Origin of the sequence: Sebaldella termitidis ATCC 33386 (assembly GCF_000024405.1) — a bacterium.
GTDB lineage: Bacteria > Fusobacteriota > Fusobacteriia > Fusobacteriales > Leptotrichiaceae > Sebaldella > Sebaldella termitidis.
The window spans coordinates 1-26011 of sequence record NC_013518.1; the positions used below are offsets into that span (position 1 = coordinate 1).

34 protein-coding genes are annotated in these 26011 nt (G+C 25.9%); 6 read left to right on the forward strand and 28 right to left on the reverse strand.

Translation table 11 applies throughout. The features are described from left to right. Positions 1-277: 277 nt before the first annotated feature. Both STERM_RS20575 and STERM_RS20580 read right to left on the reverse strand, forming a co-directional pair. Positions 278-481 (reverse strand): hypothetical protein, encoded by a 204-nt coding sequence (locus STERM_RS20575; protein ID WP_041311271.1) that lies wholly within the window; start codon positions 479-481, stop codon positions 278-280. Further along, a complete protein-coding gene (locus STERM_RS20580; protein WP_012863547.1) occupies positions 462-1115 on the reverse strand; it encodes a recombinase family protein in 654 nt (217 codons plus the stop codon). The genes STERM_RS20575 and STERM_RS20580 overlap by 20 nt, the downstream gene beginning before the upstream one ends. Before the next feature lie 265 nt (positions 1116-1380). On the opposite strand from STERM_RS20580, the gene STERM_RS20585 reads away from it, so the two are divergent. Beyond that, positions 1381-2127: a Shedu immune nuclease family protein gene (locus STERM_RS20585; RefSeq protein WP_012863548.1), complete on the forward strand. Its 747-nt coding sequence runs from the start codon at positions 1381-1383 to the stop codon at positions 2125-2127. A 329-nt stretch (positions 2128-2456) separates the two neighbouring features. On the opposite strand, the gene STERM_RS20590 is transcribed toward STERM_RS20585, so the two are convergent. The 20 genes from STERM_RS20590 to STERM_RS20690 all read right to left on the reverse strand — a co-directional run bounded on the left by STERM_RS20590 (position 2457) and on the right by STERM_RS20690 (position 17162). Then, positions 2457-2774 carry a hypothetical protein gene (locus STERM_RS20590; RefSeq protein ID WP_012863549.1) on the reverse strand — a complete coding sequence of 106 codons (318 nt, stop codon included), beginning with the start codon at positions 2772-2774 and terminating at the stop codon, positions 2457-2459. A gap of 725 nt (positions 2775-3499) precedes the next feature. After that, positions 3500-3748: a hypothetical protein gene (locus tag STERM_RS20600; RefSeq protein WP_012863551.1), complete on the reverse strand. Its 249-nt coding sequence runs from the start codon at positions 3746-3748 to the stop codon at positions 3500-3502. Next, the gene (locus STERM_RS20605; RefSeq protein ID WP_012863552.1) at positions 3739-4356 is read right to left on the reverse strand and encodes a hypothetical protein; all 618 of its coding nucleotides are present in this window, start codon (positions 4354-4356) and stop codon (positions 3739-3741) included. Before STERM_RS20605 ends, STERM_RS20600 begins: the two co-directional genes overlap by 10 nt. 31 nt (positions 4357-4387) lie before the next feature. Further along, positions 4388-5272 (reverse strand): hypothetical protein, encoded by an 885-nt coding sequence (locus STERM_RS20610; protein ID WP_012863553.1) that lies wholly within the window; start codon positions 5270-5272, stop codon positions 4388-4390. 419 nt (positions 5273-5691) lie between these two features. Next, entirely contained in the window at positions 5692-6522 is an 831-nt protein-coding gene (locus STERM_RS20615; RefSeq protein WP_012863554.1) for a GIY-YIG nuclease family protein, read from the reverse strand. Between the two features lie 73 nt (positions 6523-6595). Then, a complete protein-coding gene (locus STERM_RS20620) occupies positions 6596-7225 on the reverse strand; it encodes a coiled-coil domain-containing protein (RefSeq protein WP_012863555.1) in 630 nt (209 codons plus the stop codon). Positions 7226-7227: 2 nt separating this feature from the next. Further along, entirely contained in the window at positions 7228-8022 is a 795-nt protein-coding gene (locus STERM_RS20625; RefSeq protein ID WP_012863556.1) for a ParA family protein, read from the reverse strand. A 14-nt stretch (positions 8023-8036) separates the two neighbouring features. Then, the gene (locus STERM_RS20630; protein WP_012863557.1) at positions 8037-8228 is read right to left on the reverse strand and encodes a hypothetical protein; all 192 of its coding nucleotides are present in this window, start codon (positions 8226-8228) and stop codon (positions 8037-8039) included. 329 nt (positions 8229-8557) lie between these two features. Further along, entirely contained in the window at positions 8558-9448 is an 891-nt protein-coding gene (locus STERM_RS20635; protein ID WP_012863558.1) for an ArdC family protein, read from the reverse strand. 459 nt (positions 9449-9907) lie between these two features. Beyond that, positions 9908-10183: a type II toxin-antitoxin system RelE family toxin gene (locus STERM_RS20640; protein WP_012863559.1), complete on the reverse strand. Its 276-nt coding sequence runs from the start codon at positions 10181-10183 to the stop codon at positions 9908-9910. Beyond that, a complete protein-coding gene (locus tag STERM_RS20645) occupies positions 10155-10436 on the reverse strand; it encodes a ribbon-helix-helix protein, CopG family (RefSeq protein ID WP_012863560.1) in 282 nt (93 codons plus the stop codon). Before STERM_RS20645 ends, STERM_RS20640 begins: the two co-directional genes overlap by 29 nt. A 333-nt stretch (positions 10437-10769) precedes the next feature. Beyond that, positions 10770-11063 carry a hypothetical protein gene (locus tag STERM_RS20650; protein ID WP_012863561.1) on the reverse strand — a complete coding sequence of 98 codons (294 nt, stop codon included), beginning with the start codon at positions 11061-11063 and terminating at the stop codon, positions 10770-10772. 389 nt (positions 11064-11452) lie between these two features. Continuing rightward, on the reverse strand, positions 11453-11692 hold the full coding sequence (locus STERM_RS20655) for a hypothetical protein (protein WP_012863562.1): 240 nt from the start codon (positions 11690-11692) through the stop codon (positions 11453-11455). Positions 11693-11911: 219 nt separating this feature from the next. Then, positions 11912-12685 (reverse strand): hypothetical protein, encoded by a 774-nt coding sequence (locus STERM_RS20660; protein ID WP_012863563.1) that lies wholly within the window; start codon positions 12683-12685, stop codon positions 11912-11914. 34 nt (positions 12686-12719) lie between these two features. Next, entirely contained in the window at positions 12720-13211 is a 492-nt protein-coding gene (locus STERM_RS22355; RefSeq protein WP_012863564.1) for a hypothetical protein, read from the reverse strand. 48 nt (positions 13212-13259) lie between these two features. After that, positions 13260-14153: a ParB/RepB/Spo0J family partition protein gene (locus STERM_RS20670; RefSeq protein ID WP_012863565.1), complete on the reverse strand. Its 894-nt coding sequence runs from the start codon at positions 14151-14153 to the stop codon at positions 13260-13262. Next, a complete protein-coding gene (locus STERM_RS20675; protein ID WP_012863566.1) occupies positions 14146-14922 on the reverse strand; it encodes a ParA family protein in 777 nt (258 codons plus the stop codon). Before STERM_RS20675 ends, STERM_RS20670 begins: the two co-directional genes overlap by 8 nt. Before the next feature lie 9 nt (positions 14923-14931). Then, the gene (locus STERM_RS20680; RefSeq protein ID WP_012863567.1) at positions 14932-16104 is read right to left on the reverse strand and encodes a replication initiation protein; all 1173 of its coding nucleotides are present in this window, start codon (positions 16102-16104) and stop codon (positions 14932-14934) included. Between the two features lie 520 nt (positions 16105-16624). Next, positions 16625-16891: a type II toxin-antitoxin system RelE family toxin gene (locus STERM_RS20685; RefSeq protein WP_012863568.1), complete on the reverse strand. Its 267-nt coding sequence runs from the start codon at positions 16889-16891 to the stop codon at positions 16625-16627. Further along, positions 16857-17162, reverse strand: coding sequence for a ribbon-helix-helix domain-containing protein (locus STERM_RS20690; protein ID WP_012863569.1), 306 nt, complete (start codon positions 17160-17162; stop codon positions 16857-16859). Before STERM_RS20690 ends, STERM_RS20685 begins: the two co-directional genes overlap by 35 nt. Before the next feature lie 182 nt (positions 17163-17344). On the opposite strand from STERM_RS20690, the gene STERM_RS20695 reads away from it, so the two are divergent. The 4 genes from STERM_RS20695 (at position 17345) to STERM_RS20710 (ending at position 19151) form a co-directional block, all read left to right on the forward strand. After that, positions 17345-17644, forward strand: a complete 300-nt coding sequence (locus tag STERM_RS20695) for a CopG family transcriptional regulator (RefSeq protein ID WP_012863570.1) — start codon at positions 17345-17347, stop codon at positions 17642-17644. Continuing rightward, complete coding sequence (locus STERM_RS20700) at positions 17616-17870, forward strand: hypothetical protein (protein ID WP_012863571.1); 255 nt, start codon at positions 17616-17618, stop codon at positions 17868-17870. Before STERM_RS20695 ends, STERM_RS20700 begins: the two co-directional genes overlap by 29 nt. Positions 17871-18090: 220 nt before the next feature. Further along, on the forward strand, positions 18091-18714 hold the full coding sequence (locus STERM_RS20705) for a replication initiation protein (RefSeq protein WP_012863572.1): 624 nt from the start codon (positions 18091-18093) through the stop codon (positions 18712-18714). Positions 18715-18908: 194 nt separating this feature from the next. Continuing rightward, the gene (locus tag STERM_RS20710; RefSeq protein WP_012863573.1) at positions 18909-19151 is read left to right on the forward strand and encodes a hypothetical protein; all 243 of its coding nucleotides are present in this window, start codon (positions 18909-18911) and stop codon (positions 19149-19151) included. A 1227-nt stretch (positions 19152-20378) separates the two neighbouring features. Here the strand turns inward: STERM_RS20710 and STERM_RS20715 are convergent. The 5 genes from STERM_RS20715 to STERM_RS20735 form a co-directional block, all read right to left on the reverse strand. Then, complete coding sequence (locus tag STERM_RS20715) at positions 20379-20735, reverse strand: hypothetical protein (RefSeq protein ID WP_012863574.1); 357 nt, start codon at positions 20733-20735, stop codon at positions 20379-20381. 253 nt (positions 20736-20988) lie between these two features. After that, positions 20989-21291, reverse strand: coding sequence for a hypothetical protein (locus STERM_RS20720; protein WP_012863575.1), 303 nt, complete (start codon positions 21289-21291; stop codon positions 20989-20991). Beyond that, entirely contained in the window at positions 21273-23567 is a 2295-nt protein-coding gene (locus tag STERM_RS20725; protein ID WP_012863576.1) for a DNA topoisomerase, read from the reverse strand. The genes STERM_RS20720 and STERM_RS20725 overlap by 19 nt, the downstream gene beginning before the upstream one ends. A 17-nt stretch (positions 23568-23584) precedes the next feature. Beyond that, positions 23585-23848, reverse strand: coding sequence for a hypothetical protein (locus STERM_RS20730; protein WP_041311278.1), 264 nt, complete (start codon positions 23846-23848; stop codon positions 23585-23587). Positions 23849-23860: 12 nt separating this feature from the next. Beyond that, a complete protein-coding gene (locus STERM_RS20735; protein WP_012863577.1) occupies positions 23861-24139 on the reverse strand; it encodes a hypothetical protein in 279 nt (92 codons plus the stop codon). An 81-nt stretch (positions 24140-24220) separates the two neighbouring features. On the opposite strand from STERM_RS20735, the gene STERM_RS20740 reads away from it, so the two are divergent. Further along, positions 24221-24928, forward strand: a complete 708-nt coding sequence (locus tag STERM_RS20740) for a hypothetical protein (protein ID WP_012863578.1) — start codon at positions 24221-24223, stop codon at positions 24926-24928. 7 nt (positions 24929-24935) lie between these two features. On the opposite strand, the gene STERM_RS20745 is transcribed toward STERM_RS20740, so the two are convergent. Next, positions 24936-25916: a hypothetical protein gene (locus tag STERM_RS20745; RefSeq protein ID WP_012863579.1), complete on the reverse strand. Its 981-nt coding sequence runs from the start codon at positions 25914-25916 to the stop codon at positions 24936-24938. Positions 25917-26011: the final 95 nt, after the last annotated feature.

A 26011-nucleotide genomic window follows, 5' to 3' on the forward strand; every position in this document is an offset into this window, starting at 1 on the left:
TTTTTCAGTTTTTTATTGTATATTTATTTGTATATGCACATTTTTATGTAAGACAATTATTTTTTTGTTGTTTACTCAAGATATTTCTCTTTAAACACTGATATCGCTTTTAATTTTACAGCTATTTTCTTATCTTTATGTAATATTAGCATATTTTTATGATTTCTAATGATACATTTTTCAATCAGATTTTTTTACTTTATATGATAATTTTTAGCTGAATAAATAAATTTATAAAAAAAACTACTCTTTTTTCAAAAGTAGTTTATATAAAAATCTATATCTTCAACCAATTCCTATAAATAGTTAATTCTTCACCATTTTCTTTTCTGGATATTTTATAGTATTTATTTTTTCCAATCCTTTTTAAATAATAAGTAATTTCATCAGAAAATATCAATTCAAATTTTTCAGAATTAAGATTGAATTCTATGTGATTTAATCTTTCTCTACATAATAGATTATAAAATATTCTTTTCAAGTTCCACCTCTTTTTCCATTTTATAAAACATTGGTCTTGAACATCCTATTTCTTTACATGCTTTTGTTATACTAATATAATCCGGATTATCCTTATCTCTTGTCAACCTATAAATCTCTTTAAACTTTTCCCGGTATTTTTCTTCTTTATTTCTTCCTAGGTGTTGTCCTCTGGCTTTAGCCCTTTCAATTCCTTCTTGTTGTCTTTTTCTAAGTTCTCTTCTCTCCCATTCTGCTCTTAAAAGATCTACTTCCAACATTGTATCAAGCATGGCATTTAACATTGCTTCTGCTAATGAGTCTGCTGTTTTGTCTACTAATTTAGTCTTCAAGAACTCGTTTAAATATTCCTGATCTATTGATTCTACTATCACTTTTTTATCTGCTAGCTTTACCAGACATTCTCTCACTTCTTTGGCATTTCTACCTAACCTGTCTAAGTTTTTTACTACTATTACATCATTTGATCTTACACATTCAATTAATTCATCCCAAGCTTCTCTATCTTCAAAATTTGCTCCTGATCTCTTTTCTTCAAAGATAGTTCTTTTATTTCCACCAAGTTCCTTAAATAATTCTATTTGTCTTGCTAAATTCTGTTTTGCAGTTGACACTCTGGCATAATAATATTTCATAATATCCTCCATTATTACTTTATAAAATTATTATACCTTAAGTAATCAAAAATGTAAATATTTATTCTAAACTATTTTTTACATATTTATATAAATAAGAAATAAAGGATTTTTTTACATAAAAATATACCTCTTTTACACTGTAAAAAAAGGTAGACTATTATTTACATTGCTATGTTTTTTAAATCTATTATTAAAAAAACTTTCTTTTTCTACAAGATTATGCTATCTTTTAAGAATATCAATTTAAAAGAAGGGATTTTTTATGACTGAAAAAGAAATTTTAATAGAAAAATTTTATCAATTACTTAATTCATCTTCAACTTCTGAAAATGATATTCAAACATTTTTAGAAACGAATTCTTCATTAATTCCATTACCTTTTATACTTAACCATGCTTTAAACGGTAACTCTGTCATTTCTAAATTAAATCTTGGTAATACTTATGTAACAGATTTTGCATACCTAACTAAAAGTACTGTAAAATGGCAATTAGTGCTTATTGAATTAGAAGAATCAAAGAAAAAATTTTTTACTAAAGAAAATTTATTTTCTGCTGAATTTAACAGAGCTTTGGCACAAATTGATGATTGGAAAATTTATTGCGATAAATACAAAGATAGAATTATGAAGCAAACTAATGCTCTTAGGAATCCATTAAACGGTAATCCTGTTGAAATTTTTTATGTTTTGATATATGGACGTAATGAAGAATACCAAAATGACGAATATCGAAGTGCAAAAATTGCTGAACTTGAAAAAAATAGTAATTTAAGAGTAATGTCTTATGATTCTCTTGTTTCAGAATTTAGATATAAGACAGCTCATTATGAAGATAAAAATAAAATAATTTTATCGCCTCGTGGAGATGAAAAATTTTCTTTAAAATATCACTCTAATGTCTATGGCAGTTTTTTATTTGATCGTATTGATCCTAACTATTTAGAAATCCCTAAAAATTTCCATTCTGAATTATTAAATCTTGGGTATGATATAAAGAAATGGCTTTGATTATAAAAAAATATTAATTTAGTTTTCTCTTTTCAAGCTTTGTCTGTATTCTTATGATTCTTTATATATGATTAAATAAATCAAGGAATAAAAATGGACATTCTCCTTAAACAAGGACATATTTTTTAATGAAATCCTAACTGATATTAACGTCCGATAATGTTGCTTATGAATAAACAAGAAAAAAATTGACCTATTTTTTAATCATAATGACTAAAATTTAATAGGTCAATTTTCGTGATTTAAGTTAAACATTACATTAAATTTCTTGTTTTGTATGGAATTTTTTTCTATATTTCATTGTACCATATAATTTTTTTTTGTAAAGATTATTTTTTCATAATTAGTTCATTGACTTTATCAAATTGTTCTAAATATTCAATATATTTATTACTTAACTTCTTAAAATCATCGTTAGTACTTAATATATCTTCTTCACATTTAATGTTATTAGCTTTTTCTAGTGAAGCATCTCGAAAACTTATAACCTCTGTTGCTAGATCAATTAACTTTTGTATCTCATCTGCATGCTTTTTATGTATAGTTTTGTTTTGAACTAGCAACGGTATTACACTATCCGGTTTGTATCCTCCTATTGATGATTTTAATACCTCTATTCTAATTTCATTTGCTTTTTCTTGGTTCATAATTTCCTCCTAATTTGTTTTTTTTCGTAACTTCCGTAATTCATTTTTAGCCTTGTTTAATATATTTCCTTCCGCGGTGAAATATATTAAACACAATATATGAAATACTTTTAAAATTACTTTATTATATTAAACCTTAATCTAAAAATAAGATAATTTAATATTCAATGAAAACATGAAAAATAACTAAATGCTTTAGTATTTTCTGATGTCTTTATTATTATATGAAAATATTATATCATATACTTTAAAAAATGTCAAGTTAAATTTTATCAATAATTAACTTGACATTTCTAATTTTATGTTTTTTCATTTCTTTTTGGAAATATAAATATACTTTAATTTTTTTATATTGATTTTTTGCAATAAAAAAGGTATGATTTGTCTAACAACAATTAACAAGGGGTAAAGAAATATGAACTATAATTATTATTATTTTTTTAAAGGAATTAGAAAAATTGAGAAGATCAATGAATGGTTTGAATACGTATTTAGTAAAAACCCACGTATACTTTTAGTACACACAGCCCCTGTTACCTTTAATATTGACAACACAACTTATACAATCAGATACAAGGAAAAGTGGGATTTAATTTATTGTATAAAACTTCATGGTGTAACTTCATATATCGAACATTCACATTATTTACTAAAAATTGAAAATTTTTTAAATAAATTAAAGGACACAAAATATTAAGCCCCGTAAGGGGCTTTTTAAGTTTATTTCATTCTCTGATAGTAAAATCTCTTTTGTCTACGTACCAATCAATATTAAGCTCTATATAATATGAGGGAATTTCTTCAAAATCTAATAGTATACTTTCGTAGTGTTCCGCCCAACAAGGGTGTAAATTTTGATATCCCATTTCTATTTCTTTATCCTGTCTCAAAAATTCTTCTCTTAAAAATTCTTTTAAAGTCTGATTTTTGGATAACTTTCCAATTACTTCATTATTTAAATAAACTACATACATAAATTGCCCTCCCAGACTTTTACAAATTTTATATCACTATTAAAATATTCAACATTCTTTATTTTTATATCAAGTTGTATAAATCTTTCCGTTATTATATCAGCTACTATTTGAAAATTACTTATATCTTCTGCATAAACAACATCATGATTATACATTTCTGTTATTTTTTTATCTTTAGAAATGTATTCTTTATTTTTAAGTAATGTTACATAACTTCTGCCATGAATCCCTTTGCCGTCAGGATTTTCATAAATTTCAAAAGAGTTAAGAGATATTTCTACCTGATCGTCATTTTCAAAATTTAATTTGGCAATTTTTTGATATCCGACAAAATTGCTTATTATTGGCTCATACCCATATTTATTTTTTTTTGACATAATCAAAAATTCTTTTCTTTCTGCAAATCTATCAGAATTTAATGTTATAGAATTTTCAGGTAAAATTTTATAATCTTTTTTTAGTTTCGCCCATTTTGGAAATCGTACATAATAGCCTTTATTTCTCAATTCATTTATTCTTTCTATCTCTTCTTTCAAAAAATCATTTAATTCTTCAATATTTTTTATTTGCCCGATTAATAGATTACCCAAATATAAAACTATCATTTTTTTATCACTCCTTATAATCTCTTAATTTTTATATTTTCTTTTCTGCCAACACCTTTTCAAGTTTTCTAAATGCTTCTTCTGAAGTCTGAAAATTCTGTTTTTCTGGCTTATATTCTTTCATTACATCAAACAGTCTTTTATAATTCTTCTGAAAATCATCTATTACTTTATCCTGAATAATCCCTCTTAATTTTTCTATTTCATTTGATAAATCTTTAAAGCTTTCTTCTCTCTCTATAGTAAATGACTTTAAATTTTTGTAAATTCCGTCACCTAGATCAATTCTTTCAATATCATATTTTAGCCCGCTGTACTCTATTGCTAGTTTCGTTTTGTAATATGGCAGATAGTATTCTTCGGAATCCTGATCGTTTATTTCCCTTTCTTCGTGATAAATATTATCGGCTTCTATTAATTTATTAAGAAACTCAATCGCTTCTTTTCCCTTAAATATAAGATTTTCCTGTAAAAATCTTTCGCTCCATTTAAAATACACTTTTAAAGAATCTATTCTATTATCAGAATTTTCAACTTCACAGTTTCCTTTTTCTAAATCCTGAATAGTTTCATTTAAACCATCTTTAGTCATTTCAGTGGATTTTATTTTTATATCTGCTATATCGTATACAGATATATATTCATTTTGATTGTTTTTAAAAACTCCCATATCAAGACCCATTGACGGAAACTTTTCTAATTCTTCATTTGAAAGATTCCCCTGAATTTCCTTTGTCTGCTCATAATCATAATATTTCAAATACATATATTTTCTCCCAAAATCATATGTATTTATCTTGTCATTTCCGAGTAAGTTTTTCATTAATTCTGTACTAACTCCTATAGTAATAGCCTGTTTTTCTTTTTCCCCCTCTGTTAACACTCTACCCATTATCTCGTCTTTTCTTATTTCCATTTTCATCACTCCCATATAATATTTTTAAAAACAAAACTAAATTTCTAAGGACACTCACGAACCACACACATTAGCCCGCATTACCAGTAGAAGCCATTGAGTACATGCAATTGTCCAGAGTTCCTCCAACAATTTTTTTTGTTTTTTTTCATAAACGAATTTTTGCATACAAGATTTTCAAGGTTTTGCGTAGCAAACACGGAGTGCTTGACCTTGAAAACTTGAATCCCGCTGGGATTTCGCAGTATGCTATAATTTGAGTTGAAAAAAAAGAAAAAAGATTAATAAAAAAAGAAAAGCTGTTTAGCTTCTCTTATCATTCCCGGAATAATAAAATTGTTTTTTTTCTACTTGCATTGTCCTAATTTGTGACAGTGCAATAAATTTTTGTAAAAAATTTTGTAATAAAAAATTTCATATTAATTTAAGTTTAGTCCATGTGTTCTACTATTTAAAACACGTTTCCACCAACCTTCTCTCGTTATAATTATTTTATCATCAATTCGGGCATTATAGTTTTCTAAAATACTATATTGAAAATTTTCTTTTATATAGTTAAATCCTTTTTCATTTATAATATCTTTTAAAAGTTCATTCCCTCCATGTCCATTTTTAATGTAAGTTGTCCATCTTGTTAATAACATTCCCTCGCTTTCAGTTGCTGAACCAATATAATGTTTTCCACTCTCTTTATCAGTAATTAGATAAACTGCTTTTTGATTTTTAAGAGCATTTATCCAATCTCTTTTGTGCTTTGTTATAATTATTTTTAACTGATTATATGATAAACTAACATTATCATAGCCTGGAAATTCTTCTCCGTCATATATAGTAGGCAATATTTGAGAAACTTCTAAATCTTCTATTATCATTTTAAATTTTCTAACTTGATTTTGATACTTTTTGTGATGTTTTACTATGACTCTTCCATAATAAGCACTATACTTTTCTAATTCTTCACCTTCATAATTTATACCATTTTTTTTATTCAATTCTTTTGTTACAAGTTTGATTGTAGAAAGAACCCATGTATCTTTACCTAACTTAAAAAAACAAATTGCTATTTCACCCTCATTAAAATACCTTTTTTCTTTTCTCCAAAATAACCATCCCGTATTTATAGCTTCAGGATTTTTTATATATTCTTCCATAGGATTAGTATCACCATTATGTTGATTAAATTTTACTTTTACTTTTTCTATCTGTTCACTCGAAAAGTTTAACAAATCTTTTAACAATATTTTTTTCAAATTATACCACCCATATCATATTTCCTTTCTTATATAAAAATAAGTTTAAGTGTCGCAAGTTGCGACACCAAAATTATAATTTTTGTTCAAGACTATTTTTTTCTACTTCTAGCTTTGTTATTTTTTCTGTTAACTTTACTATTTCTTTATCAATTTTTTTTAATCTTTTTTCTATTTCTTCCAGGCTTTCAATTACTATCACATTACCGTCTTCTTTTGTTTCCTTATACTCTTTTAGCTTTTCTTCTACATTTTCAGATTCTAATATTTCAACAATCTCAATTATTTTCTCGTTCTCATCCTCTTTTTTTAATTCCTGAACTTCTTTTTTTAAATTTTTGACAGTACTATGTGGTAATTCAAATACCTTTGCCTGCTTTGTTTCCAAAAAAAGATTCCATTTATCTATAAATCTATATGCGGTATCTTTTGATATATTTATATATTCTAAATAAGCTCTAAATCCACCTTTTTTATTATTAACTAAAAGTTGTTGAATTTCATATAAACTTTTAGATAATTCTCTAGTATTCCGATCTAATTGTCTCAAATTATTTCTTATAGAGCCTTCTTTTCTGATAATCTTCTCAGCAGTTTCTTTTTCTATATTATAATCCTGAAAATTAAAATAAGTCTGCTCTTTTTCTTCTTCTAATGATATTACTTTTTCTTTTTTTTCTTCTCGCATATCAAATACACTCATTTTTACCACTCTCTTTCTGCTTCTTCTTCCAAAAATTCATCAGCTAAGTTTCTATAATCTATCGCAGCATTTGACGAATTTTTGTAATTTATTATATCTAATCCATTATTCATAGCATTTACTATATTTTGATCATCTCTTATATTTGATTCTGTATAATTATACTGTGATTTATTAGAAAAATAATTTTCAAAATCTTCTTTCGCTTCCTTATAGGCTTTTGTTCTTTCTTTTACACATACTAAGAAAATTTTTCTAATCTCTAATTTTTTATTTTTCTTTTTTGCTATATCGTATGTGTCTAAAAGATCAATAACACCTTTTAAATCGACATTTGAAGCTCTGGAAGGTGTAAAAATATAGTCCGTACAATTTAATATAGCTGAATTAAAATCATTAACAGTTCCCTCTGTATCAAAAATCACATAATCGTAATCCTCGAATAAATATAATAAATTTTCTATACAACTATATATCGCTTGGTTATCCTTTTTTTCTAACACAAAATAACTATTTAAGTTTATAAGTTCTTCAGATGAAATAATAATATCCAATCCATTTTTTTTAGTTATATAATTATCAAAATCAGTTACTATGACATCATTATATTGCTTTAGTATGAGTTTAACTAAATTATGTTCATTATTTATTTTTAAATGAACTTGAATTGAACTTCTAGGGTCACTGTCTATTAATAAAACTTTCTTCCCTCTTTTTACTAAAGCATATGCAAAAGTAATTGCTGAAACTGTCTTAGCAGCTCCCCCTTTTGGATTAACAAAACTCAAAATTTTCATAACATCACTCCTTGTTATTTGTCTTTTTTTATTTTTATTTCTTTCAATATAGGATTATATATAATTTCAATATTTCTGTTTTCTCCGCTTATTTCCATGTCTTCGATTATATCTAATGGAAATGACAAAGAATATTGCCCCCCACGTTTTGAGTTAGGCTGCCTATATTGTAATTTTCTTTTTTTTACTATTATTTTTTTTTCCATTTATCCTCCTGTATTAAGTAAGGAAAATAAGATTTGCTTTTATTCTCCTTAAAGCGTATAATAACAATAGCTGTAGTGTTTCATACACTTCAAGAAAGTATTACTTGTTAATGCTTTCTTTTTTTACCACCTCATTTTTCTTCTATATTATAGTAACATTTTATCATAGTACACGTACAAAGTCAACGATTTCTATTAATTTTATTGTCTTTACTTCAAGAAAAAACTTTTATTTTCTTGGTGTCGCAAGCTGCGACACCAAAACTAAATTTTGTATTCAGTTTCTGAAAAGGTGCATAAGACTGCTGTCTACACACCCTTTTTATATATTATTTCTTTGCAAATTTAAGTATATAATCGCTTGCTTTTTCAGCTTCTCTTATAACATTAAATAATATACTCGGTGTTTCTTTTAATAACTCTATATAATGTTTTATATATGCCTTATGATTTTCAAAATGATTCTTATTATTACTTATTTCAATTCCTAATTCCAATTGTAAAAACATTGAAGAAATTTCAGCGATTAATTCCTCTTTGGCATACTTTTTGTCAAATTGCCTTTTAGGCATTTCTCTGTTTAATCTGCTCTCATGCCCTGTACTATGTGCCATTTCATGAAATATTACAGCATAAAAATCGTCTTCAGTTTTAAAGTATTCCCGGTTTGGCATAACAATTTTATCTTCATATCTCGAATAATAAGCATTATGAGTAAAAGCATAATTTATTTTCGCTTCTGAATTATTTATAAGTTTTTCGGCTAACTCATTATTTCTAAAAATTTCATTAATTGATGTGTTTTCAGGTATATTTTCAATCTGTTCAGCATTAAATACATTAAAATATGATGCTATAGGACTATTTAATTCTTCTGTTATTTCTTTTTCTTTTCCGTTTTCATCTTTGACTTTTTTTGTTATATCCCATTTCCAAAATTCCAACCTTATGGATTTAGCACCTTTTTTTATTTTCCACTTTTTAGATTCAGCCTGCTTGTATGTTAACCAACGATTATCTTTAAAGCCCATTCTTTCAGCTGCCATATATAGCTTTATTAAATTAATTCCTCTATAAGATACACCATTAGTCGGATTTATCGGCTTGGCAGTTAACCACCCTTTCTGCCAAAAAGTTTTTTCTCCATTTTCTAAATCTTTAATAATTGTATCAACTAACTCTTTTCTTTCTTCAAAAACTCTTTCTCTAGCTTTTCCCATTTTGACCACTCCCATAAAATAGTTTTTAAAACAAAACTAAATCTATAAGGACACATAAGAGACAATTACACATTAACTCGCATTACCAGTAGAAGCCATTTCATGCATACAATTGTTCAGAGTTCCTACACAATTTTTTTTGTTTTTTTTCATAAACGAATTTTTGCATACAAGATTTTCAAGGTTTTGCGTAGCAAACACGGAGTGCTTGACCTTGAAAACTTGAATCCCGCTGGGATTTCGCAGTATGCTATAATTTGAGTTGAAAAAAAAGAAAAAAGATTTATAAAAAAAAGAGAAGCGGTTTAGCTTCTCTTATCATTCCCGGAATAATAAAATTGTTTTTATCTGCTTGCATTGCCCTATTTGTTGCAGTGCAATAAATTTACAGCATAAATTTTGTGATAAAAATTCTTAAACGATTTAAAATAAACTTATTATATTCAAGATTGTATATAATTATAAATCTTTATAAATTTCACCCCGACTCCCAATATTAATAACTAAAATTATTAATTGGTCATCTCTCTTAGAAAATAAAGCCCTAAATTTCCCAATTCTAAGTCTAAAAATATTTTCTTTTGTTTTCAAATTTTTTATATCATAATATTTAATATTTTCCAAATCTTGAGAAATTTCATCAAAAGCTTTAAAAAATTTCAATCCATCTTTTTTATTTTTCTCAATAAATTTTTTTGACTTTTTACTATAAATTACCTTTAATAATTTGCTCAATAGTAAGTTCGCTCCCCTCATTAGGGTCTAAATCAGGTTCATCAATCCAACTTAATAGTTCTTTTTCTTCTTCATCAGAAACATATCCACAATTTTTTTTAATGTATTCCACAAGACTAATATCTTCATATTGATTAATATATATATTCATTGCTTTTCTTATAACCTCTGAAAAAGAAATTTTTTCTCTATGAGCTATATTATTCAATTTTTCATATTCCGCTTCGTCTATTGTTATTGATTTTCTAATCACATAAATCAACTCCTTTTTATATTATAGTAATATAGTATTATTATAGCATAATAATACCTAAATATCAAATACTAGAAACATAATTCTTGTCAGGAATGTGAAAATAACTAGTTTTCTTTCTTTTAAGATGCTTTATATTAGTGGCCTAATACTTGGTTGTCACTAGTAAAAAAACTCTCTTAATCGTAAATTTGAACCTCGAAAGATTGTATAAATTATTCATTATAAAATAAAAAATTCTCCTGATAGATTACCGGAGAAAATTAAAAAAAAATTACTTATTCAAAATTTCTAATATATCTTTCTTATCAATATAAATTAAATCAGATTCTTTTATTCCAAAGTTATATAAAACATTCTATTATAAAATCCTAGAATAGGTTCAATAATAAAATAAACCTTTGAAAATTTAGTTATTCCCAATTCTTGAATATTCTTATCAATACCTTTATAATAACCAAAAGAACCTCTAACTGTTGAATTTAAATCTAAATTATCAATTGGAGAGTTAAGAAATAAACTACAAGTACCTGTTAACTCTTTATAACAAGTGTAAGAATCTCCTTTTAATCTCCAATCAATTCTAAAATCCTCTTTTAAAGGATCAAATAATACAAGTATATTCATAACACACCTTTCTTCATATCAAAAACTGCTAATTTTACCGGGATAATTTTCAGATAAAACCCGCTATTAATACTTGTACAAGACACCATTTCAGTAGCCTTTTTTTTCTTAATTTCTCCAAAATCCTTTAAATTCATTGCTTTTGAAGCTTATTTTTTTGTTCTCCTATTTTACTTTTTACCGAATATTTTTTTTTATTTGAAACTGGCAATTTTTCTTTTATTTACTTATGTTGACAGTCTCTATTTTTCAATAAAATCTTCAACTTTGGTGGTAAATTTTCAAAAAAACGCACCTACCCCAATAATAAAAAAATACGTTCAAAGTACTTTTAATACCAACGCATTTTTTTCAGTTTGCCCCTGATCGCTCCTATGAGGGAACTCCCCCTATTTATTTAAAATCTCTAATAATAATTTTTCTATTTTATCAATTTTAAAATGTAAATATTCAAACTGTTTCTCAAACTCTTGGTTTTTATTGTGGGATTCTAACATACTTTCAACTAAGATTCTTTTTAAAAGATCGTGATTTTCAATTATTTTTTCTGTATCATTTTCTATATTGGAAACACTTTCTCTATGTTTATGTTCATAATATTCATCTATAATATCACCAATAATACCCATAATTCCTCCATATTTTTAATTCATTTCTTTATAATTACCGGGATAATTTTCAGATAAAACCCGCTATTAATACTTGTACAAGACACCGTCTCAGTACCCTTTTTTCATTTCCAACCCATTTGAACCTCAATATTAACAGTGATTAATCCATGTTTTTAAGTGTATCAATCCACTTTCATTTTCTTTTTTCTTCAGACAGCTTTTTTATAATCCACATAATTATGGTGCTACCCCTTTAACAGTGATAATTAAGAGATCATCGTCTTCATTATAGTATAAGTAATACTTATAATTTTCATAAATATAATTTCTTGTAATTATATTTGTTGTCATTTTAAACATAATATTAAGCCCTGTTACTAAATTATCTACATCATTAAAATTAACATTTGGTTTTGTCATTCCTAAAAATAAGCAAATATGATTTCTGAAATCATCAATTTGTTTTTTTGTTTCAGGATATTTAAAAGTCATTTGTAGAAGTAATACTTTTTCAGTTTTTAACTCATATGTTATGTAATAACATGTTTTTTTAGCCACACAAAATTCTTCTCTTCCAGTACCAGATTTTTTGTATAATCTTGAAGTTGTTATTGTAGAATCATTTATCTTATAACGTTTTAAAAAAGTTTCTAAATTATTTTTTACAGTTGTTAAAGTGATATCTACCTTTCGGCTATTTTCAATTTTTTCGGCTTGACTTTTTTTTAATTTATCTATTACCTGATCTTCTATTTTGTTTTTTTTATAAGTATAAGTTGTCTTTTTTGTTGTATTTCTCCCTACACATGATTTCATCATGCCAGTTATAATCAGTGAGATATATAAGAAAGAAAGACATTTTACACATATTTCAAACAATCTATCTACTATATTATTAATTTGTTTGTATTTATGAATCTGTTTTTTTAATATTAAAGATATTATAAATAGTATTGTTATAAATATAATAATAAAAAATATTATTTTTAGTAAAATTAGAAATATATTCATACTAATAATATCTCCTTATTTTATAGACTTAATTTTAATCATTATTAGTAAAATTAATAAATAAAACTTTTTCTTTTGGGTTATCTAAAAATAAGTTTTGATTTTTAGCAGCCATACTTTCAATTCCTTTAATAAAAGTATACTTTAGTTTCACTTCATTAATCTTATGATTTTTAAAAAGAAATAATTTATACTCTGCTTTACTTTCACTTTCAATAATAAGCTCTTGTAAGCTCTTCTCGATACCTTGTTTTTTATTCAATATATTTTGCACCATTATGTCAGTTACAACCGATGTCCTATAATACATATCATAATTAGTTCTTATTTCATCAATGTTAATATAAAAAATAAGCTTATTCTCTTCTCCTGGTATAATAATAATAGACGAACTATCATCAATATTTTTTCCAGAATAGAAATTAAAAGCTTTAAATTTATTAATATCATCATATTTAGGCATATATGGTCCGGCCAAAATTATGATATTCATAATGATAAAAAGTAAAAAAATTGTTTTTTTCATACGTCAACTCCCATAGATTGTTTAATGATATTTATTTAAAACCAGATCTTATATAAACTTATTTATAAACTCTTTTATTTTTTCAATATCTTCATCACTTAAAAGGTTTGCTATTTCAATAATTGTAGATTTCTTTTTAGTTTTTATAGAAATTTTTTCAGAACGCCCGGCGGGCGTTTTGATAATTTTTTCAATTTCTCCAACTTCTAAAGGTAAAACTTCATTTATAATTTTAGAAGAATTAGAAAAATTCTTCTTTTTCAACAAGCTATAAATTGTATCAGCCTTCCGTATATTGATTTTGTCCATAACTTCTAAAAGTTCTTCTGGATATTTTTCAACTCTAAGATATCTATTGACAGAACGCTTAGAAATTCCATAATCCTCTGCAATATCTTCGATTTTTTTATTTTTATGTCTGCTTTCTTTCCATATTTTTAAAGATAGTTCTAAAGTTGTTAAATCTTCCCGTAATGTATTTTCATGTAAAGATATAGTGTCTAGCAATTCATATGGAGCATTCCTAGGGATAATAACTAAATTATTACCGCCAACAATATTATAGTCTTCAATGTTTTCAAAACCCCAAAAAATAGCTGTACTTCTTCTAAAACCACTTAAAATCTTGTAGCCTTCTACTTTTTCAATTAAGTATATAGGATTTATTAGACCTATAGTGCCTATAGATTTTGATAATTCATGAAGTTTTTCATCTTTTAATAAATCATCAAAAAGAATTTCTCTGTTAATAAACTCTCTGTCAGAAAAATCAATCTTTGATAATATTTCTTTATCAATTTTAGTTAATTTAGCACCCTCAAGTTTCATTATTTCCTGTTTGATGAGATCATCATTATCTAATTTTTTCATTAAATCTTTTGCTTTACCGCTATTGATATTATCAAGAGGATTTCTATTACTAAATATACTTTTCTTAGCCATTTGTATTTAACCCCTCTCTTTCTAAAATTTCAAGAGCTAAAAATTCATAATCTTTTGCCCCATTACTGTGCGGAGCGAAAGTGAAAATATCCTGTGCCAATGCAGGGGCTTTACCTAAATCAACGTTCTGTCTAATTTTACTTTTCATTAGAGAGCTGCCAAAGTAATTTTCTAACTCATTTTGTGTATCTGAGGATAAATTCGATCTTATATCATATTGTGTGAGTATTATTCCGTTAATTTTCAGACTACTATTAAGTTCATCTTTTAATTGTTCAATTGTGTCAATTAACATTCCTGCACCACGAAGTTCAAAATACCCAGCTCTAAGAGGAATATAAATACTGTCTGCAGCTGCAAGAGCATTAAAAGTTAAAACAGATAAAGATGGTGAAGTATCTATCAGACAGATATCAAAATCATCTTCTACATCTTTTAAAGATTTTTTCAAAAGTGTTTCTCTGCTCACCTGACTAGCAAGATTTAAATTAGCTGCTTCACTTTCTAAGTTTGAAGGTAATAAATAGAAATGATCATATTGAGGAAGTTTTATAAGAAAGTCCTTAGATTTTCTATTAACTAAAACATCATAAATTGTATTATCCAGAGTGACAGGATTTATTCCTAAAGAATCAGTTAGATTTCCCTGTGGATCCATGTCAACTACTAAGACTTTAAAACCATTTTTTGCATAGTATGAAGCTAGATTATAAACTGTAGTTGTCTTTGCAACTCCTCCTTTATTATTTGCTATTGCAATTTTTCTCATATAATCCTCCTAAATAATTTCATATTCCTGTAATAAATAATTTTCTGTCTGCTCTTTGGTTGGCTTAACTTTTATGTTCATGTTGTTTGTTTTTTTCATTTGCTCTATAACCAGGTTATTAAATTCTTCCAATGTTATTTTCTGTTTATCAGAAGTTATTTCTGCAGTATATTTAAGCTTGCTTTTACTTAAATTTTCTGTCCCGGAAATTTGAAGTTGTTCTTGCCCTGTTTTATGTGTTAAAAATAAATTTTTATTATGACCTTTTTCAAAAAATATTTCAAAATAGGAATTTTCATATTTTTTATTTTTTTCAAAATGATATCCGGAAATCAATTTTTTTTCTTTTAATTCATCAAAGGCCTTTATTATACTTTTTACACTTTTATTAATATTTTCTTTTTTCCAGGATAATGGTATTCTTGAAGCAAGAAAAGAAGAGTATCTTTTTATATATAATGCTTTATTTCTCCATTTTGTAATCATTGTATATAACGATCGAGCTATATCGTATTCGATCAGCTGCAGATCAGCCGCATTAAAATATAAAAACCCTTTACTTATAATATTATCAAAGATTTTTTCATCAAATGTAACTTCTATAAGTTCTTTTATTTTATGATGATAAAAATATTCAGATAAATTATTACTGACCTTTATAGCTTCTTCAAAGGTAACAGTATCAATAGAAAGCATTTTAGTTTTTATTTCCCGATTTAAAATGTTAGCATTTGGATTATAATAAAAACAATTGTTAAAAGTGTAACTTGTTGTTGCTAATCTATTTAGACTCTCTTTAACTGCTTTTAGGGTTCGCCCATTGTATTTTATTCCTGATTTTTCCATTAATAATTTGTAATAAAAGTAAACTTTCCTATTATATTTTTGATCTCGTAATAGTGACATTAGTCCATGAAAAATTCTCTCATCAAATTCATGAGGAATTTTAGAGTTTAAAGCAGGTATAACTTCAATAAATTGATTTTTTTTATCATTAAAAATATATTTTATCCCAGTATTGATATCTATTTTTTTATTTTTGGTAAATAAAGGATATTCAATAGTATTCATTTCAATTCTTATAATATTTTTAGTTTCTTCCATATCAAGAAGTTTTTCGGTTTCATAATTTTCTTCTTCTATCCTAATTTCACTAATTGGTTTTATAAGTTCAGTTTTCACTTTTACCTCCATAGTGTCGGTGTAAGTTATTTTTAATTAATAATAACCTGTAGCGACATTTTTGTCAACTAGATTTTTTAAGGGAGTTTTTGTTCGTATATAGTTTAAAGAATATTGATCTTTATTAGTATGCATGCTGAAAAGCAATAATTTAAATACTTTAATACTATTATCTTAACTTCATTGAACATATAAAATAACTTCAATACACATATAAAATAACTTAGATGAACATATAGAAATAACCTCAATACACATATTTAGTGAAAAAAGGAAATAATAAAAAAATAACTTCATTGAACATATAAGAATGACAAGAAAATTGCTGTTATATTGTTTAGCATATTATTTTACTAGTAGAGTGTTTTTTTAATAACAATAAATTTCTAAAATCATAGTTAATAGTACTAATAACTTGAAATATAGGTAATATAAAACTGAAAGGTGATACTAATCCGAAAGATAGAAATTTGACTAAATAAAAAATACAGAACAGCAATTATTGTTCTGTATTTAGGGGTTACTTATAAATACCGCCTCTGCTATCTATATTAATAACTAATATAATGAGTTCATCATTTTGAATTGTAAATATAGCCCGGTATTTTCCAATTCTTAATCTAAAAAAATCAGAATTCCCTTTAAGCTTAACGATATCATAAATTTGAAAACTACCTTTGATGTCCTTTGAAATTTCCTCAAAAGCTGATAAAAATCTTTCAGCTGACTTTTTGTTGGCTAAAATCCATTTTTCAGCCTTTTTTTGGTAATATACCTCGTAGTTCATCTGTGCTTATCTTCCTTCCCCTATCACCTGGGTCAAAATCTTTAATGATCTCAAGAATATCATTTTCTTCTTCTAAAGTAGCAAAATCACAATTCTCAAGTAAAAATTCTTTTAATTCAAGATTTTCCTGCATTTTTATATATTCTTTGGCAGCATATCTCAAGAATTCTGAGAATGTTTTTCCAACTTTTTTTGTATATCTTTCAATCATTTCAAAATCTTTCTCAGGGATAGTTATATTTTTAGTAATACTTACTCCCTGATTTTTCATAGTTAATTCCTCCCAAAATTATTTTACATACATAGTATATACTATAATCATATTTAAGTCAAGCTTTTTATTATGATCTAAAAAGTAGTTTTTTTGTTCACTCAAATACTAAAATATTATATTTGACAAAAAAATATATATAGTATATATTGTATATCATGATTTATAATTTGGAGGTTTTTATGGCAAGCTTAAGGAAATTAATTTCAATAAAAGAAGATGAATATAACAAAATAAATAATTATGCACAAAAAGAAAGAATTACTTTTTCAGAGTTTGTAAGAAAGGCAGCTAATTTCTATATCGATAAGCAAGAAGAAATAGAATTAGGTCAGTATTTAAAAGAAAATTGTGATTCTGTTTCTAAAGAGGAGCAAGCAGATATAGAAAATTGGATAAAAGAGTTAAAAAATCATACTGATTATGATTTTAATGAGGGGAGTGAAATAACTCTTGAAAAAATCATACAAGGTAATCTATAGTAAACAGGTTAAAGGAATTTTTTCAGAAGAAAAATTTTTAGCATTGAATTTTTTTAAAGCTTTTGATGAAATTACAAAGGATTTTACAAATATTTCATATCATAATATAAAATATATCCGGGATAATTATTATGTTTTAAAAATTAATAATTACAATGCATTATTTCAGGTTTTAAAAAATAAAAATTTGGTTTTTGTTATTGGTCTTAAGGAATCAAAAAATTAATATATATATTTATAATATTTTATAATACTTTATATGCTCTTGGGAAAGGCTTATCGTTATTGATTTTCAGAAGATATAAGGTGACACTAATCCGAAAATGAAAATAACTAAGCTTATATAGTGTTTTCAAGTCTTCTGATAATAAATAAGTATTATAGGTGCTATTTTAGGCGTAAAAATGAAAGGTGTCATAAATCCGAGAAAATGGAAAGGAGTACTAATGGCTTTAGTTCCACTGAATAATGATGATTTAAAAGAATATGCAGTTTTACATAATGACATTGTAGATAAATACTCTTTCAAAGATTTAACTGAAAGAGAAGAGAACATTCTCATTGTTCTGTTATCAAAACTTCAAAAGCAAGAAGCATTTAGCAAAATAAGTTTAAAAGAAATAAAAAATATGATAGATAAAAGCATGACTTATAAAACACTGTCGGAAGAAATACTAAAATTAGGCAACAAAAGATTATTTTTAATTGCAGAAAAAGAGATAAAAGACAATAAAGGAAATGTAATAAGTAAGAAAAATGATCTATGGCGACCTGTTATTTTTTCTACAGTCATAATCCATGATGATGAAAAAAATGTAAGTGTTCGTTTTAACCCGGATATAGAATATCTTTTTTGGCAGATGAAAGAAGAATTTGAGAAAGTAAATCCTCATCACTATTTGAAAATAAAGAGTCAAAATTGGAAAGCATTCTACAGACTATGCAAAAGGTGGGAAAATTACCCTAGCCGAGTTGAAATTACAGTGGAGAATTTGAAAAGAATACTTATGTATGGTGAGGAAATGGAATATAAGACCTTGAAAAGACGGCTAAATGCTGTTAAAAATTAATGAAGTTACAAGCCTGCACGTAGAATTTGAAGAAAAATAAATTCATTGATTTTTTCAATTAAAAGCTTAAAAGATCAAATAAGAGAAAGTATACCTAATAGTGATTTAGAGAATAAATATTTACAGATGTCGAAAAAGTTTACCAAAGTCTAAAAATCCGGGTAAATTACAAATTGAATGTATTAGGAGGAATAATGAGTTTATTTGAAGATTTATTTTTTGATGATGCTTATCTAGCACAGAAATTTTCAAGAAAAGTATTAAAACATTCTGATGAGTTAAAAAATGACAATGAAATAATAAAAAAAATTCTAATTGAAAATATGTTAGATTCTTTAAAAAATGCAGAAGAAATAAAAAATGAAATCAAAATTCTAAATGATAAAATTTCAGGAATGGAAAAATTACTATTAGAAATTTTGGAAAGTAAAAAATAAATGGTAAAATGAAAAAATTTTTTAAAAGGGGTTTTGTCAAAAAAGAGAGAAAGCCCCTAAAGAATTGTTAAATATATGGTTTTTTAACTCATAACGTCCGATAATAAATTGTTAAATTAAAAAACTTGCGGTAATATCTATTCTTTTGCTTTTAGAGCTTTTTTACCCCTTGTCCAAAGAAAGTTGTTGCTTGAGTCAAAAAAAACTCTTTAAATCGAAAATTTGAAGCTTTGATTATCATGAAAAAACAGTATTCATAAAAAAGAAAAATATGACGGGAATTTTAAGAATTTAATTTTATAATTCATAGTAATTTATATAGAATGAATTATAAAATTTACCTGCAAGTCACCAGGGAAATCTAAAAAATAAATAATTTTATTATTTGGCATTTTCCTTTGCTGCTTCTCTTTAAGGATAAATACCCCGCTATTAATACTTGTACAAGAAGACATTTCGAGAGTATTTTTATATGTTTTATACTCACAAACTATTAAAAACATTAGCTTTAAGTTGTTATTTTTTGCTTTCCATATAAGCTTTTTTTCTATTAGAGCTTAGCGTACAAAATTTCCGAAATGTTGGCGGTATCCCTATTAAAATTTATTTTATATTCAAGAGGAATTTCTCTATCCAAATAATTATACTGTTCTAACAGAAATTCTAAAATTATCTGCTATTTTCTTTCTCGTAAGATTTTGAATATAATAACTATCTAATATCAAATAAGTGTTATCTTCTTTGCTCTACTCTCTAATAGTTATTTTCTTTATTTTATATTTGCAAAGAAAAGGTTGACAAGAATCGGAAAATTTGTGATTTTCTTTGAATGAGGGGTTAGAGGGAAGCCTAGTTATCCTCCTGCGTTTTAACAGAAGAATATTTTGACGTTTTCCCGTCATTTCGGGGAATCGGTCGCAAGTCTTAAACTTTTTTCTGCTTCTTTGCCCACAGAATCGCTTTTTCAGCTTCGTTTAAGTCCTCCCCCGCAGTTAAATTATGTATTATCTAATCGCAGGCAACAAAGAACCTTAAACCCTATTTCTAGGGTTTATAACCACTTATTTTTTTACGTTGCTAGCCACAACCCCCTCTGATTACGTCGTTTATATGCCACTTACGGTAGGATTCCGCCGACTTATTTATTTTTACAACCGCCTGTATGTCTGCTAGTTTCGGCAAGGCTGTTGTCCATGATGTAGGATATTCAGTTTTATATTAATATAGTTAATCTGTTGTTATAGTTGTAACAGTATTGTCTTTTATAAGAATTGAGAACTCCCCCCTGCATATTTTGCTAGGTCTCAATTCCATTATAATTTTTTCTGTTTCTTCATCTACAATCTTTTTTTCGATTTCTTTAATATCAATTCCTAAAACTCTTTCTATATATCTTATTACAGCATGTTCTGAAATAATTACACTTTCCTGTGCATTTGCTATTTTAGCTTTTACTCCCTCTAATTTTTTTCTTTTAATTTCTAAATTTTTATCTATTTCTTTCTTCTTTCCTTTTATATCCTCAATTTCACTGACTAACTCTTTTTCTCTTCTAAGTAATGTTTTTATACTCTCGTTTTTCATTGAACCCTCCGATCTATGATTTTTTAATTTTATTTTATACAAAAAGTATTAATCAGTTTTTTTCTTAATTTTTTTATCAAATAAATCGAAAAAATAAAGTCAATATTTATAGTATTTAGAACAAATTTGAGATTTTTTCCTGGAAGAGGAAATTTTTTCCTGAAGGATTTTTTTCTTTAATCTTATTTTATATAAAAATCATTTTACAGGACTAAGAAAATATAAAATCTCTCAGTCCTGATCTTATTAATTTTCACTTACTCTTTTTATATTCTGCTTTATTTCCAAACCTTTCAAGATTCAAAATCAGATTTTTAGCAGTTTTTTTCACAGTATAAACTACATAAAACACTTCTTTGTTCTTTTTTATGCATATTTCTGCTATCATTGAACAATCATAAGATGTACCATAATTGTTTATGTCTATTTCAAGTATTATTTTTATAGCTGTATAAATATCTGATTTTCTCTCTTTAAAATCTGATAATTCGCCTGTAAATTGTGGAGATTTAATAAATTTTACTTTCATATTCTCCCCTATTTTTTTATTACCCATTTTTTTATACTTTCATCTGCTTGTTCAAAATATTTACTATTACATTTTTCACAGCAAAGCATTATTTTATTTGGGTCTTTTTTTGTTGGTATTTCTGTTAAGAATTCTCCGCAATCACATTTTTGAGCTGATTTTTTCATTTCCTTTTTAGGAGATAAATCAGGCTTACCATTACTATCCTTGTAATTCTGTTGACATGTTTTGCATTTCCAAAAATCTCCATATTTCCCCTTAATTTTATATAATATACCACCATCTTTTGGACAAGGGATTTCTGATTTTTCTGCAGGTCTTTTTTCAGTAAAATCAGGTTTTCCTTTATTATCATTGAAAGTAGAACCACACTTTTCTTCTGAACAAGCCCAAAAATTATACTTTGATGTTTTTATATTTTTTAAAAATCCGTCATTGCATTTAGGGCAGATCACATCATCTTTATGTCTTATTTTTATATCTTTGTTTGTTTCCATAGCTTGAATAACCGACTTAAATACACTATCTGTTAAATCTGTAATTGTTTTTGTTCCTGCGATTATATCTTCCTGGATTACCCACCATAAAGCTGTTAAATCTGCTGTTTTTATTTCATCAGGCAAGACATTATTATAAAAATTTTTACCTTTTTCTGTTGCCCTTATCTGCTTTCCTTTTCTTTCTAAATATCCGTCGTTAATCAATTCTTCAACGGTGCTTGCTCTTGTTGCAGGCGTTCCGATACTTCCTTTTGCTCCCTCTTTGTCCTTATCTTTCCTTAACAGAATCTCTTTAATTTCAGGGTTTTTTATATATTTAGCAATACTTGTCATATCTGATATTAAAGTAGCTTCTGTGTAAGGTTTTGGTGGTTTTGTTTCTCTTGTATCTATCGGTGTAGCAAAATTTACAAAGTCATAGAGTCTGTCTTCAAATTTAGATATATTACTTTTTTCTTCCTCTTCTTTTTCTTCATTTATACTATTAAGAAACTTTTTATATCCTAAATCCTGTACAGTTCTATCTGTAGTCTTAAAATCATAATCTTTAACTTTAAATATTCCTGTTGTTTCTTTAAGTTTTTCCGGCGGCATAAATTGCACTAAATAAAATTCTGCTATAACCTGATATACATTTCTTTCTTTTTCTGTTAATTTTGACAGATCAAATCTTGTATGTGTTGGTATTATTCCATGATGTGCTGTTACTTTTGAGCTGTCAAATACTTTTGATTTTCTGTTTGTATCAATATTATCAAGTGATAAATTTAAATTTTCTTTTATAATCTCAATTAATTGAGGTGCTTCCTGAAAATGTTCCTCATTCAAATACTGACTATCTGATCTGTTATATGTAATTATTTGATGTGTCGCTTGCAAGACCTGTGTTATTTCCAAAACTTCCTGGGCTGTATAAGAAAATTTATTGTTACAGTATGCCTGCAGCTTATCAATATTGAATACTAAAGGCGGATTTTTAGTTAATATCTTTGATGTAACATTAACTTTATAATCTTTTATGTCAGCTATCTCTGCCTGTACTTTTTCAATATAATCTAAATCAATGATAAGTTTATCTTCATTGACAGGTGTATTAGCATTTTTTTGGAAAGTAAAAGTAATGTTATTATCCTTATCATTATTATTTGCTATTATTCTAAGAATATAATGTAATTGTTTTATATGGTTTTCTATTGCATAATCTCTATTAACTACCAGACCAAGCGTAGGGGCTTTTACCCTCCCTACATGCAGAGTTTTTGAGGACTTACAACTATAAAATCTTGATAAGTTTATCCCGATAATTGCGTCTGCTATTCTTCGTGCTGCAGCACTTATTCCCAAGCTTTCATATTTCCTGTTATCTTCTAATTTAGTAAATAATTTTCTTATATATTCAGTATTATTATCATTTATCAGCATTCTTTCTACAGGCTTTTTATAGTCATGGTATAATAAAATTTCATCTCCGATCAACTGACCCTCATCATCAGGATCACAGGCATGAATAACACCAGAACATTCTTTCAGAAGATCTTTTATAATATTCAATTGTTTCTTAGAACCTGCATTTATAGGTTTCAATTCCCAATTAGGAAAATTGAAAGGTAAGTCCGGGATATTCCATTTTTGAAATTTTGGGTCATAATCTTCCGGCTCTTTTAAACTTAACAAATGCCCCGAAGCCCATGTTATATAATAATCTCCTTTTTTTACATAACCGTCTTTTGTTTCCTGAGCTCCATCTATTGCAGTAGCAATTGCCGTTGCAACATTACGCTTTTCTGCTATTATTAATTTCATATTTTCTCCTTTTAGCTTTAATAAAATACATCAAATTCAAAATTATATTTTTTCAATATTATATTTTTTAACTGATCTGATAATTTTGAATTTTCAATGAACTTCTTTTGGTCTTTGAAAAAATTTATTTTATTTTTATATTTTTCACTATGTTCTTTCATATCTGATATATGTATTTTTTCCTCTAATAAATAATAGTAATCAGGGAAAAGTTCCATATTATTACTATATTCTTGATAGTTTTTTTGCTTTTTTATATTTAGTTTTTCTATAATTTTCACATTCTCTATTTTTCAGCAATATTTGCATAAAATTTTATTTAGAAAATTGTCTTCCCGCTCTAACTGTTTTTCTTCTTTTCTGATAATTTCAGATATTATTGTTTTTTCTTCTGATTTTATATCAGGATAACTTTTTATTATTTCTTTTAAATATAATATAATTGTAAAGGTCGCATTATTCATATGTGTTTTATAATTTATAATAAATGTTTCTACTGAATCAGCCCCCTTATAATGGCTGTTAAAGTCTGCAATCTCATATTCTAGATTGTCATCTTTTTTATCTAACATTCTTTCTCCTTTTATATTTTTATAGAAAAAATTTTAATTTTAGATTATACTATTTATATATTATTTTTAGGTGGTGTTTATATGGCTTATTATGCTTATTCAGATTTTGAAAGAAAAAAAATTGTTTTGGCAAGTTCCTGTACTATCATTGATAAACATAAAGAGTTTTATTGTGAAAATCCTGAATGTAATGCCAAACTAAAACTAAAAGCTTTAAATTCCAATATTGTAAATAAATATTTTTCTACTTTAAAAAATTTTCCTCATATTGAAAATTGCTATTTTAAAAAAATAACTACTAATAATTTTAATGAAATCGACTATAATGAAGACTTATTTCAATTCAATGAAATTATTGAAGAATATCTCAATAATAATATTCGTAATGTAAACCGAAGGCTTTCAACCCTATCTCAAATTTATTATATGTGTAAAAGTAGAGATATATTTATGAAATATAACGATTTCCAAGTTGGAAAAATACTTTGTGACACTCGTTCTAATCATATATACATTAAAGGAATTTTTGGTTATCGTCTCATTGAATGTAAATTTTATTCTTATAGAGACCAGGATAAAACACTTTACTTTAAATATCCTTTAAATGATTCCCTTATTAACACATTTTTATTAAAAATAGTATTTCAAACCGAAGAACTTTATTTAAATATTAAAAATACTTTCTGTAATTTTAAAGGATATCCTATAGTTATAGCCGGTCAATGGTATAAAAATGAAAAATATTTTTCAACTAACGTCACAAATAGAAATCAATTTTATGCTCCTTAACAAGTTTTTATAACTTGTTTTTTTTATCATTATTTTCACTCCATATTTTTTCGTACTTTCTAGTTACATCATACATTTCCTTTTCCGTTTTTATATTAAAATCCATTTTTTTATTTAAACAATACAGCATAGATAAATAATCTTCTGGCAGTTCTTCATCTATTATTTTTATATTATTTTTTAAGAACTCAATTAATAAAAACATTCCTTTAAATTGGAAAACTCTGGGTTCTTTTATATCATAATTATTATAAATACTTTTTGAAAAGTCATAAACTTTGCTAATATACCTTTCTTCTAAAAATAAGATTACAGCCTGGATAAGTTCATACCCTATATCAAATTTTAAACTGTTTAAATCATACGGAAAAGCCTTTCCTAAAATATATTCAAGTACATCTTGTTTTGTTTTATATTTTGATAGATTTTCTATACTATCTTCTAAATAAAATGGCATAAGAGACTTTTCGCTTATACAATCTAATAAAAAATTCCAATCTTTATGAACTAATTTTAAAAGCTCTAAACACACTTGATATTCCTCATCTGTTGTATTTTCTCTCATTAGTATAAAATTTTTGAAAAATATTTCTTCCGGATAAGGTATGTCAGGAAGTTCTATTTGTAAGTGAATTTCATTGTTTTTTATATGAAATTCATTATTAATTGCATGACTATATTTAATATAGACATCTTTATCTTTTAGTATTTCTGTCCTTAGAAACCCTATCTTTCCTATCTCTCCATAACAATTAGACATTGAAAAAATTTCAAATTCTTCACCCTTAATAGTAAAATCAGCATTTATTTGTTTCAAATCCCGCATTTTCTTTTCTATATCAGGATTACAGAAATAAAAAACATCATAGATTTTATCTTTAAAAAACATATATTTATCTTTGATTTGATTAACAAATTCACACCTAAATTGATTATCTGTTTCCAATATTTTTTTATATGATATAATATCTTCTATTTTTAAATTCATTTAAACTCCTTGATTTTTATTTCATTTTAATCGGAAAATCTTTTAAATAAAATTTTTTCTGATTGACCGTAGGATTTTAGTACAGAACATATATA